Consider the following 11917-nt stretch of genomic DNA (forward strand, 5'->3'; position numbering starts at 1 on the left):
TTATGGACTGAGGGGCTTGATCCGGAGTCAGGGGCGAACAAGACTATTTCTTGAGCCAGTTGCGTCGCTCTTTGAGATACTCGGCAGTTATCAATGCGACGCCGCCGGCTATTAAAGCTGTTGCGAGAATCGCGGATATTACACCGATGGATTTCTTGTGAGATACTTTGATTGCGGGAATATCCTTTCGGCAATACCTGCAAACCGTAGCAAACCTTTTGATTTTTTCCCTGCAGTATGGACAGATTCGTACTTTCATAATTCTTTTTTATATCAGAGGAAGTATTCTGTCAAGATTGCGGGTCGATGACAACAATGCCCTCAACCCGAAGAATCATCTACCAAGAGTAAGGCAACTTCTTCTTAATTTCGATAAGTTTATTATTCACCTCAATATATTCGCCAGTGGTCAATTCCTTCATGACTCTGCTGACCATCTCACGAGAAGAACCAACCATATTGGCGATATCCTGATGGGTTAATTTTTCTTCAATTATCTGAGTCTCGCCGCTAGACTGGGCAAATTGCATAAAGAGCCTTGCTATCCGTCCATAAACATCCATCAAGGCAAGACTTTCAATTTTTTTATTGGCTTCGCGAAGCCGCTCAAGTGAACCCTTAAGAAGGCTGAAAACAATATCCGGATGTGTTGAGAGAATCTCCCTGAAATCATTGCGGGATATAACAAGCAGTTCACTGGTTTCCCGGGTCATGACGGAAGCGGAACGGGTCTCATCGTCAATCAGGGCCGCCATCTCTCCAAAGTATTCTCCAGGGCCGAGAAGCGAAAGAATAATTTCTTTTCCGTGAGAATCAATGATTGTCACCTTGACCTTGCCGCTGTAAACAATGTAGATCGAATCCGTTTTATCGCCTTCGTTAAAAAGAATCGTGTTTTTAGGGTAGGTCTTTTTCACAGCCACACTCGCCAGTGCGGTAAGCTCGGTTTCGTTCAGGCACGAAAAAAGCGGATTTTTTCTCAAGATTTCTTTTGGCATGTCTTTTCACCCTCGTTTATCTTCTTGCAACAAGACGTTTGACAATTGAGTGATTGAAGTTCACCGCAACAGAAAAAAGCAAGCATTCAAGCTAGGGGAAGCCTTCAGGAGTCCGGTTCAATTCATTTCCCAACCAATACGGATTGGGCGGAAAATCAGATAATTACCCAAATTACCGGGTTTGGCCAGTGAAGGAAAAAGTACTGAAAAAACAACAAGTTATTGATCCGGAAAATTTCCCCCTGAAACTGATCTGAAAAAAATTAACAGCAACGGCCAAAGGCATCAAGAAAATTAATAAATCCCATCCAGGAAATAAAGCAACAGGTGTAAATTTATCTTTCAATACCTTGTCTTTCGTGTACTAAACGGGAAAGAAAAACTATAAAAAAAGGTCTCTACGTCAAAGACGGAAACCTTGTTATTGAATCTCTCACTTTTATACTAATCAATAATCTTGGGGCATCACCTCATAGCAGGTCTTCTATGCCTTCAATAACCACCTGGTCATTTACCGACTCCTCGCGCTTTTCTTCACACTTTTCGGTTTTTTGTCCTCCCCGGATAACTTCAAAAAAGGTCATATATTTATTAATGTGATCACACATAGAATCCAGAAACTTGAGCTCATCATATGACATACTATTGATGCGCTCTACAAGGTGAGACCTGAACTGCTCTATCTCAAGTGATTTCACCAGGGAATCATGATCGTCCGGCTCATGCATAAATTTTTCCATCAAACTCCAAGCCCCCCCCGCTGCAATAAGTCCTACGGTGTACTCAATAAATTCCCTGCACTGATGATTCTAAATTTTTCGTAAAAAAGTTTCAAGTATATAAAATCAAAAGAGAATTGAACAACCCTATCATTCTTCCACCGGATTGCCTAATTTCTGTTCCAACCAATTGTAAAATTCACTGCAGGATTTGAAGATAATCCCTCCCATCAACGTGGTTTTTTCTTGAATATCAGCAACAACCTTCTGGGTTACACTGTCATCACATTTACCCTGTTTTTCAAGCCAGTGGATGGTGTTGCCACCTGCAACAATACTACCTGAAACAATAAAAGAACCGATGGGAACTGAGATAATTCCTGCAGGAATAATCAATAGGCACTCAGGTTCTCCACAGCGAAGTGATAAATCAATCGCGGCGTTGCCAAATGCAGATATGTCGTCGTTCATGTCCAAGGTCAATTCCCTGGTAACCAGTTTACATTCAGCCGTTTCATTTGATTGATCCACCACCCTTGGTGCAAAACAACCCGAAATAAATAAGGCTGAGATCATACTTAAGGTGGCGATAGTCTGCAGGTTGTGCGATTTACTGCTCCATTGATTCATAACTTCATATTTGCGGCATGGACGATAACCAATAAAAATACGCGATGAGGTTTTCTTGAAACAAGCAAACCCTGACAGATTTTCAATTAATCGTCAAGGTTATTGAAAGGACTGGATTTCCACACAGACGTTTCCGGGCGTAACTTAATTATCAGATGCAAAAGGGGATAAACTGGAATTCTTCAGGTATAAGTCTTGAGCTCAGGAATCGGCAATGATTTGCTTGACTTCGCCCGCAAGGGCGAATGAAGGAGTTATGACAACCTCTTTGCCGCCGATATTCGAGGTAAACCGCTGATGGTCTTCGCTTCGCTGGTATGCCTCTTTAAGTTTATCAACCATACCGGCAAACTGATCCTGCCCCATGCCTTTGGAATCCGCAAGGTTCTGCAGATTGTGGATATTGCCCTTCTCTATCCAGGCCATGTTGAGTTCCTGCCGGGGATTTCCAATAAATACAAAAGCGCAGTCATCGTCAGGAACAACTTCCAGTGGTTCTGAAAGCTGTTCACTGAGTTCCCCGATAAGGGCATTGGTTGATTTAACTTCAGGAATCCCAGGATTGACTGATGAATGAAATGTCTGTTTCTTGGCACCAAAAATTTTGTCTAAAAAACCCATGGCTTCCTCCTAAAAAAGTTATCCCTGCAGCTGAATACAGATTTTTTCACGGAGTAACAATTAGATATATCATCTAATCATCTTACAATCCCAATTGTCAAGAAAGAAAACACCGTTTATCCAATCCTGCGCCTGCGACAATTTGCCACATTCCCTGCATTGCCACTCCGTGGTATTGCACATTACATTTTTAATCAATGTTTGCAGATGGTTAAAGTTATTATGGTGATTGATTATCAAGAATAACTAACAGCCATTATGCCTAATGTTTTTTTGCGATAATTTTTTATCTAAGCAAGGGAGACATCATGAAGCAATATTTGTTGGGGGGATTTTTTCTACTTATGGCCACAACCGTCTCTGCAGAAGGGCTGTTGCTGGATGAAATAGAAATTAAAGCCGGCAAGGAAACCGAAGTCGATACCATGGAGGTTCGGGAAGTAAGGGAAAGCAATGCCAAAGATCCGGGAGAAGCGCTGCAGAGCGTGCCGGGCATAACCAAGTTGAGAAAAGGAGGCATTGCCAATGACATCGTGCTTCGCGGTTTTTCAAAGGACAACATCAACGTTCTGGTGGACGGCGCAAAAATCTATGGTGCCTGCCCCAGCAAGATGGATCCGCCTGCCTTCCATGTAGACTTTGCCGAAGTCGACAGGATCGAAATAACCAAAGGTCCATACGATGTCACCACTCAGGGCAGCATGGGAGGGGTGGTCAATATTGCTTCCAAATCCGCAAAACCGGGGTTGCACAGTGATGTTATTTTCACTTACGGTTCCTTCAACGAAACCAACACCTCAACGGTGGTTTCCTATGCTGAAGACAATTACAGCCTGCTTGGCGGGTTCGCCTTCAAATATTCAAATCCCTATGAAGACGGCAACGGCGTAAAATTTACCGAGATATACCCGGAAACATCCGCAGCACGATATCGATTATCCGAACAGGACAGCCCGGCTTACAATATCAAGACATCCTGGTTCAAAACCGGCATCAAACCGAAGGATAATCAGGATTTCACCTTCGCCTATACCAGGCAGGAGGCGGATGATGTCCTGTATCCTTATCTGACAATGGATGCTGATTATGATGACGCCACCAGGGTTGATGCAAACTATACAATAAACAACAGTGGGGAAGCGCTTAATTCAATCCGGATTCACGCCTTTGTCAATAATGTCGAACATGATATGACCAACAGCAAGCGATGTGCCTCTAGCGCCAATCCTGCAGCCTGCAGCGGCGCCCTGCCCAGAGCCTACAGCATGCGTAACCTGGCAAGTTCAACAACTTCGGGCGTAAAGCTTGAAGGGGAACTCAAAACCTTCGGCAGGACAACCATGGGCATTGATCATTATCAACGCAACTGGGATGCCACCATGACAACGTACATGACAATGTCCGGCATGTACATGAGCATGGCCTCCATGCCGGATGTGGATGTGATGAATACCGGAATTTATCTGGACCAGCAGGCTGAAATCAACAGGAAAACAACCTTGAGCGGCGGACTGCGTTTCGATTATACCCGCTCCAAGGCAAATATAGACCGTACCAGCGTGTACAGCCTGTTTTATGATGACACTTCCAGATGCGCCACGGATGAATCACTGGCCGGCAATCTGAAGCTTGATTATAAAATTACTGATTCGTTCAGCAGTTTTGTCGGTTTCGGCCGTGGCGTTCGTGTGCCGGATGCAGAGGAACGCTACTATTCGGTTTCCACAAAGGTCGGCAATCCAGGGCTCAAAACCGTTAAGAATAACGAAGTGGATCTTGGCCTTAAATATGCCATGGATATCACCCTGATCAAAGCCCAGGTTTTTTACAGTGATCTTGATGACTTCATCGTTGTAACCGATGTTACAAGTGGCGCAACCACAGCCCGGAGTTATAAAAATGTTGATGCGTCCATGTATGGCGGCGAAGCGTCGCTGATGATCTCGCTGCCCCTTGATCTCTTTGCTTCAACCGGCATAGCATACAGCCGCGGCAAAAATGACACCGACAAGACAAATCTCCAGGAAATTCCGCCCTTAAGAGGCAATCTAAAACTACGGTATGACAACGGAATTTTTTATACGGAACTCGAAGGGATCTGCGCTGACCGACAGGACAAGATTGACACGTCTGTAGGGGAAGATGAAACCGCCGGATGGGGAATCGCCAATTTCAAAACCGGCTACCAGCTCAAACGCCTCAAACTCGCGGCCGGAGTCAACAATCTTTTTGATCGTCAATACAGCGAACATTCTTCTTATCTGCGTAATCCATTCAGCGCCAACGGCATTATTGTCCCGGAGCCGGGACGCAGCATCTACGGAACAATCCAGTATTCATTCTGATCCGGCTTTCTTCAGCTGATCCCGCACAAAGAGCCGTTCTTCCTTATCTGGATGACACGGCTCTTTGTATTTTGTCGCCTCTATTTTCAAAAATCATCAGTCTTCCCGGACATGTTGAAACCGGCATACACATCCACCAGTATTACTCGAAAAAAACCTTGTTATTGTTCATCTGTTTTAGGGATAGTAATTAAAGTCACAACCAACATCTAAAGTTTACTATTAAAATTGTCACGTTTTCGGAAGCAGGTTTCATCCGAATTCCTGTTTTCAAAAAATACCCTGTGAACGTTTCAATCAGAAAATAAGCAAATTAATCGAAAGGAACCTGTAATGAAGACAGTTAATGACACTATCAGAGTTTTTTTACTAGTCGCTCTGATGCTATTTTACGGGCAGGCCGTTCTTGCGGAAGAATCCCCCGGCAAAGCCGCCGATGATCTGCAAAAGGTTAGTGAAACGCCGGACAGGGCTGAACAATCATACACCCAGGCCGATATGCAGAACGCGGCAAATTCTCCGGTGCTGTTTGCAACCATCCAGGCAACCGAAACAAAATTGCACGCGGCTGCAGAAGACGCCCGCCGATTTTTGGGAATTTTTTCAAGGCTGCGCGACGCTTTCGGCAGCGGCGCGATTACCGACTTTGAAACATTGCAAAACAACCTGGTCGAACCGCAGATACGGCTGGATCAGGTTTATCAGATAATGCCTGACGCGCATGAAGCCGTGAACGCCTTCCTGAAACAATATCCTGATCTGGATGAGATAGTTAAATCCGTTGATAACGGTGAAAGTATTCGCGATGCAGTTTTACGGCTTCAAGGGTTCTCCGCTGCCTGGCTCAATGAAATGAAACTGAATACCCGGGAAACCCTGGACATGGCAGCGCAGACCATTGACCAGCAGGGATTGAAAAGACTTAAAGAGGTTGAAAACATGCCTGCCGAGGTTAAGCGCCAGGCTGCGGATATCGCCGAGAAATATGTCCTGGACTTTGCCGATCTCCTGCTGCAGATAGTTCCGGTCACCTTCCCGGAATTATCCCTGGAGCAGAAGGCAGAATTCCCGGAGTTTGAAGAAGCCCGGCGCACCCATTGGCAAAGAAAGCAATCCCTGTCCCTTGAAACGGACAAGGTTGCGGCGGCAATCGCTCAGATCCGTGGCCAGATTGTCGAGGCAGCGCATCACCGTCTGGAAAACGCCCGTTTCCCGAGACCTGCTTATGCCGGCGCAGAGTGGGATGCAGTGGAAAATGACATCCGCGCCGCCTGGAGACAGGCAATGGGTGACACCATGCTCCTCAAAATTTCCATCCATTCGCCTTGGGAAGAACGCACAGAAATCCGCTGGCGCGACAATCACTGGATTATCGGCACTTACCGCTATATCGGCGCCCATTGCCTGGGAAAACCATTCTCCGGCGAGTACAAGGTCTATAACCTGACCTTTCGGAATACCATGCAGGCCGACGGCTCATGGGGCAGACTCGAATACTTCTCCGTGGGCCACGTCTTTGATATTCTTCTCGAGAATGTCGACAAGTAAAAATTCTTATTCTAAATGATTGGGACGGTTCCACCACCAGCCGACCTTTTTACAATTCAGGAAGTATCAACACTTCCAGATAACGGACCGGAGGCAAAATGGGTCACCGAACAAAACGATTTATCAGCCGCACAATTCTCTCTCATGCCACGCTCGGAGCGCTGCTGGTACTTACGGTGTTATTCTTCACAGCAGGTGCCGCGGCTCAAGCAGATGACTCATCAACCTTGAAAACAATCAAGGTCATCATGGACGATAATTATCCACCCTATGTTTTCAGGAATGAAAAGGGGCAGCTCCAGGGAATTCTTATTGATCAATGGAAACTCTGGGAGGAGAAGGTCGGTGTCCGCGCCGAGCTCACCGGCATGAATTGGGCCGAGGCCCAGCAAGGGATGCGAAGCGGTGAGTTCGATGTTATTGATACTCTGTTCCGCAACGATCACCGTGAGAAAATATATGATTTCAGCAAGCCATCCGCGCCCATAGACGTACCCCTCTATTTTCACTACGATATTTCCGGTATCCGTGGAGTGCAGGATCTGAAGGGCTTCGTGGTGGCTGCAAAAAAGGGCGATAATGTCATAGAAATTCTTCACCAGGGCGGCATCACCAATATCGTCGAGTATCCCAGTTACGAGATGATCATCGAGGCGGCCCAAAGCGGCAAAATCAAGGTCTTCACTGTCGACAAACCTGCGGCCCTTTATTTCCTTAACAAGGCAGGCATCCAAGACCTTTTTCGAGAGAGTCCGCCGTTGTATACCGGTTATTTTCACCGGGCTGTGCTCAAGGGCAATTCTCAAATACTGGCCACCGTGGAAAAGGGTTTTTCACTGATCTCCGAAAAGGAATATCGAGCAATCGACAGTCTGTGGATGGGAATGCCAATCAGTTTCACGCCGTACTTCCGCTATTTTATCTATATTCTTGCTGTTGGAATGGCTGTCTTGCTGATGATGGGAACCTGGCTCTGGATGCTGAAGTTGGCAGTAACTCGTAAAACCGGTGAACTGACCCGGAAAATCAAATTACGCAAATTGTCCGAGGAAGCGGTTCTGTCCAGTGAAGCGCACCTGAAAACCCTGATCAAGACCATCCCGGATCTGGTCTGGCTGAAGGACCCGGATGGAATGTACCTGGCATGTAATGAGAAATTCGAACGGTTCTTCGGCGCCCGAGAAACGGAAATTGTCGGAAGGACCGATTACGATTTTGTAGACAAGAAATTGGCTGACTTTTTCCGCCAACATGATAAAGCGGCCATGGCTGCGGGAAAGCCCTGCGTAAATGAAGAGGAGCTTGTTTTTGCCGATGATGGCCACCTGGAACTTGTGGAAACCATAAAGACACCGATGTTCGGGAGTAAGGGACAGCTTATGGGAGTCTTGGGTATCGCTCGCGACATCACCGAACGCACCCGGTCGGAGGAGGACAGAAAAAAAATGATCGCGCAGCTTCGGCAAGCCCAGAAAATGGAGGCCATTGGGACATTGGCAGGTGGTATTGCCCATGATTTCAACAATATTCTGGCGATAATTATAGGCTACACAGATTTGGCGAAGGATGATGCACCACCAGACTCCAAAATTGTTGGTGATCTGGAGAAGGTTCTTGAAGCCGGCAATCGTGCGAAAGACTTAGTCAAACAGATTCTTACCTTTAGCAGACAGGCAGAGATCGAACGTATTCCAACACACCTTCACCCACTCATCAACGAAACAGTAAAAATGCTGCGGTCATCCATACCGACAAGCATTGCAATACAGGCTGATATTGACGCAACTTGCGGAGTCGTCCTCGCAGACCCGACCCATGTCCACCAGATCTTAATGAATCTCTGTACGAATGCCAACCATGCCATGGAGGAATCCGGCGGTATCCTGAAAATTGAGTTGAAAAAGGTTTTGTTTGACGAAGGTAATCGGCAAATGGGGTTACATATTACACCTGGTCAATATGTAGAACTGATGGTCTCAGACACCGGCACAGGAATCGGCCCTGATCTGATTGATAAAATTTTCGACCCCTATTTTACCACCAAACAATTAGGCAAAGGAACGGGCATGGGCCTGGCAATCATTCACGGAATTATTGCCGATTACGGCGGGTCAATCACCGTCGAAAGCGAACTGGGTAAAGGAACGACGTTTCATGTCTATTTCCCGGTGGTTGAGCAGGAAGAACTCCCGTTTGTCGAAGACGGCGAGGAAATACCCTCAGGCAAGGAGCGGATTCTCTTCATAGACGATGAGGAATTACTGACCGAGCTGGGTCAGGACATGCTGGAACGACTTGGCTATAATGTAACCATTCGGCGGAGCAGCCTTGAGGCCTTGTCCACATTTCAAAACAATCCTGATGCATTTGACGCCGTAATCACCGATCAGACCATGCCGGGTATGACCGGCGCCGACCTTGCCAGGCGGATGCTGCAGATACGACCGAATATCCCCATCATTCTCTGCACCGGTTACAGCACCCAGATTGACGCGGAGACAGCAAAATCACTGGGAATCAAGGAGTTTGCCCTTAAACCGTTAGTAAAAGGCACACTTGCCAAATTACTTCGCAAGGTGCTGGATGCATCATGATGTGCTGTTTAACAATAGCTGTCTATCACTGCGATCAATTATGGAGTATTATTCCAGCCAGGAATCAGCCATTCCATTCTCATAAGAATCGACCCCCGAACCACTTTGACTCCACTCAAGCAGATGTCATGTTGAAGTTTCTCTGGGCATAAGAGCAAAAACTCCGAGGCGGAGAGCTTAAAGACCGCTTTTAATTGAAAACCGGAAGATATCAGAATATCCACTGTCAATTCATAAATTAATGGTTTTTATCAACAGGTTCGGAATTTTTACTTGATAATTATTGGTAATCTTTCTAGCATTTTAGAATGAATGATGTTTGGTAGTGAAAAAGATTTTACAAGGATATTTCTCTGGGTTTATGTATCATGTTTTCTGCCACTCAGCAGATTATCAGATTTTAGAGGAGACACTTCCCGCCACATGCAACCTCTTAAAATTCTTTCACTTTTCATCCTCCTGCTCTCAATCCTTTTCAGCGGCTGCAGTAATACCCTGAAGATCTCCCGGGCCATCCTGCCGATCAAGGCATATGAACAGATGATCGTCGGACGGCTGGATGCGGATTATGTCGGCACCAGCAACTGCCTGGCAAGCTGTCATGAACATGACCGCATGAAGCAGGACTTTGACGCCAGCACCATGGGCGCCCAGCTGAAAAGGGATTCCGGAATGCCGCTGGTTGACTGTGAATCCTGTCACGGACCAGGTAGCCTGGCCATTGAAAAATTGACCAAGGAACTGATTGCCGAAAACACCCGCAACGCAAAAAAAACAGCCTGCGACAATAAAACACTTATTGATCTGGAAAATCTTCCGGCCCAGGCCCAGTCCCTGATCTGCCTGAAATGCCATACCGCCAATGCCACTTTTAACCTGCACAACTGGAATGCCAGCGTTCATTCGATGAATGACGTCTCCTGTTTCAACTGCCATCATGTACACGGCAGCCCTGACCTGAAGGTCAGCCCGCGCGACACGGGCCCCATGTGTTTCCAGTGCCATGCCCTGCAGCAGACCGAATTTTCCCTGCCGAGTCATCACCCCATGAGGGAAGGTCGAATTTTTTGTTCGGACTGCCACAACGCCCACGGCGGCATGGGCGGCAAACATCTGCGCAAGGACACCGTCAAGGAGACTTGCGTCCAGTGTCATCCTGAAAAACGGGGCCCTTTTCTGTACGAACATGCTGACCTCATGGAGGACTGCATGACCTGTCACGGTCCGCACGGCTCGGTGAACAACAATCTTCTCAAGGCCCGAGAGCCTTTGCTCTGTCTGCAGTGTCATGTGGGCCACAGGATCGATACCAACACCGGGGCCCCCACATCAGCAGAATCACGAAGGGCCTATTATACCCGTTGCTCTGATTGCCATTCCCGTATTCACGGCACTGATACCCCATCCTCATCCGGAAATGGCAGGTTCACACAATGAGATGGCTCATGGGCAAAACCTTGCTGGAAAAAATCCTGCGATTGGGACTGCTCATGTGTCTGACAGCGGTCACGGCGGTTGGAGGGGAACTCCAGCCCTTTAATACAGCGGAAAGTCTGGCCCTTCATAGAGAATTCGACACCCAGGCCCATCATGAAACCGAAGTGGATCTGTCCGTGGGATACCGGTGGCTGAACCTGGACGATTTCACCAGGGCCGGCGAGTACCAGTATCCCCATTCATCTTTTGCCGGCAGCATCAACCTGGACTCCTATCCCCTTCCGCACCGTTTCCATCTTTACAGCGAATTTCTCGGTGCCAATAATTATTATGGGGACATGGGCTACGCCTATCACGACCTGCTGCTGTTCAGAGATATTTTCACCGGCAGCTATCACAACCTGGATCATTATGATTATCAGCAAACCGGGGCGGCAGGTATTAATTACAATGATAAGAATCCCGATGACCTATACGGAACTGAAGTATACGACAACATACTGTCGCTCAGGCTCAAAGCCCCGGATTTCCCTTTTCACACCTTTCTCACGCATCGTTATATACAAAAGGACGGTGCCATACAGCAGCGTTACCTGATCGGAACTTTCGGGAATATCAACAAGACCTCAAGTTCCCGTGAAATAGATTGGAGAACCACGGACTTGACACTGGGATTCAACAGCCATCTGGGCCCTTTGGAAGTTGAAGTCGCCCATGAACGCACAGAGTTTGATCCGGGCCGGAACAATGTACTCTATGATGCCTACCCCATCCAATCCACCAGGCCTGCCGACACCTATCCCCATGATGTTATTCCGGAAACGGAATCATCACTCAACTCAGTGAAACTGCACACTTCCTATACCGGCGGCTTTGTCGCCTCAGCGAGTTTAAGCCACGGCAACCAGAAGAATAATTACAGCGGCGCCCAGTCGGACACCCTGCACGGGGCCATGGACCTGATCTGGATTCCTGCCCCTGATCTTAATTTATTTCTCAAATACCGGCATCAGGAGCTGGAAACC

Annotated in this window: 10 protein-coding genes; 5 read left to right on the top strand and 5 right to left on the bottom strand. The window is 47.2% G+C overall.

Annotation, left to right across the window (positions count from 1 at the left end):
- Window positions 1-43 precede the first annotated feature (43 nt).
- The 5 genes from KKE17_15560 to KKE17_15580 form a co-directional block, all read right to left on the bottom strand.
- On the bottom strand, window positions 44-259 hold the full coding sequence (locus KKE17_15560; protein ID MBU1711415.1) for a hypothetical protein: 216 nt from the start codon (window positions 257-259) through the stop codon (window positions 44-46).
- Window positions 260-338: 79 nt separating this feature from the next.
- Window positions 339-998, bottom strand: coding sequence for a Crp/Fnr family transcriptional regulator (locus KKE17_15565; GenBank protein MBU1711416.1), 660 nt, complete (start codon window positions 996-998; stop codon window positions 339-341).
- Between the two features lie 470 nt (window positions 999-1468).
- Window positions 1469-1738 carry a hypothetical protein gene (locus KKE17_15570; GenBank protein MBU1711417.1) on the bottom strand — a complete coding sequence of 90 codons (270 nt, stop codon included), beginning with the start codon at window positions 1736-1738 and terminating at the stop codon, window positions 1469-1471.
- Window positions 1739-1867: 129 nt separating this feature from the next.
- A complete protein-coding gene (locus tag KKE17_15575) occupies window positions 1868-2347 on the bottom strand; it encodes a hypothetical protein (protein MBU1711418.1) in 480 nt (159 codons plus the stop codon).
- Between the two features lie 201 nt (window positions 2348-2548).
- Window positions 2549-2968, bottom strand: a complete 420-nt coding sequence (locus tag KKE17_15580; protein MBU1711419.1) for a hypothetical protein — start codon at window positions 2966-2968, stop codon at window positions 2549-2551.
- 308 nt (window positions 2969-3276) lie between these two features.
- Here KKE17_15580 and KKE17_15585 point away from each other — a divergent pair, with 308 nt between their 5' ends.
- The 5 genes from KKE17_15585 to KKE17_15605 form a co-directional block, all read left to right on the top strand.
- Complete coding sequence (locus KKE17_15585; GenBank protein MBU1711420.1) at window positions 3277-5313, top strand: TonB-dependent receptor; 2037 nt, start codon at window positions 3277-3279, stop codon at window positions 5311-5313.
- 333 nt (window positions 5314-5646) lie between these two features.
- Window positions 5647-6861 (top strand): hypothetical protein, encoded by a 1215-nt coding sequence (locus tag KKE17_15590; protein MBU1711421.1) that lies wholly within the window; start codon window positions 5647-5649, stop codon window positions 6859-6861.
- Window positions 6862-6959: 98 nt separating this feature from the next.
- Window positions 6960-9455: a transporter substrate-binding domain-containing protein gene (locus KKE17_15595; GenBank protein MBU1711422.1), complete on the top strand. Its 2496-nt coding sequence runs from the start codon at window positions 6960-6962 to the stop codon at window positions 9453-9455.
- A 423-nt stretch (window positions 9456-9878) separates the two neighbouring features.
- Window positions 9879-10892, top strand: a complete 1014-nt coding sequence (locus KKE17_15600) for a DmsE family decaheme c-type cytochrome (protein ID MBU1711423.1) — start codon at window positions 9879-9881, stop codon at window positions 10890-10892.
- Window positions 10893-10900: 8 nt separating this feature from the next.
- Window positions 10901-11917: hypothetical protein (locus KKE17_15605; protein MBU1711424.1), on the top strand; the 1017-nt coding region annotated here is incomplete at its 3' end.

The sequence above is a fragment of the Pseudomonadota bacterium genome (genome assembly GCA_018823135.1).
Taxonomy (GTDB): Bacteria; Desulfobacterota; Desulfobulbia; order Desulfobulbales; family CALZHT01; genus JAHJJF01.

Excerpts from the sequence above, each read along its gene's own strand:
- KKE17_15560 (MBU1711415.1), bottom strand. The coding sequence starts at position 259 with ATGAAAGTACGAATCTGTCCATACTGCAGGGAAAAAATCAAAAGGTTT.
- KKE17_15565 (MBU1711416.1), bottom strand. The coding sequence starts at position 998 with ATGCCAAAAGAAATCTTGAGAAAAAATCCGCTTTTTTCGTGCCTGAAC.
- KKE17_15570 (MBU1711417.1), bottom strand. The coding sequence starts at position 1,738 with ATGGAAAAATTTATGCATGAGCCGGACGATCATGATTCCCTGGTGAAA.
- KKE17_15575 (MBU1711418.1), bottom strand. The coding sequence starts at position 2,347 with ATGAATCAATGGAGCAGTAAATCGCACAACCTGCAGACTATCGCCACC.
- KKE17_15580 (MBU1711419.1), bottom strand. The coding sequence starts at position 2,968 with ATGGGTTTTTTAGACAAAATTTTTGGTGCCAAGAAACAGACATTTCAT.
- KKE17_15585 (MBU1711420.1), top strand. The coding sequence starts at position 3,277 with ATGAAGCAATATTTGTTGGGGGGATTTTTTCTACTTATGGCCACAACC.
- KKE17_15590 (MBU1711421.1), top strand. The coding sequence starts at position 5,647 with ATGAAGACAGTTAATGACACTATCAGAGTTTTTTTACTAGTCGCTCTG.
- KKE17_15595 (MBU1711422.1), top strand. The coding sequence starts at position 6,960 with ATGGGTCACCGAACAAAACGATTTATCAGCCGCACAATTCTCTCTCAT.
- KKE17_15600 (MBU1711423.1), top strand. The coding sequence starts at position 9,879 with ATGCAACCTCTTAAAATTCTTTCACTTTTCATCCTCCTGCTCTCAATC.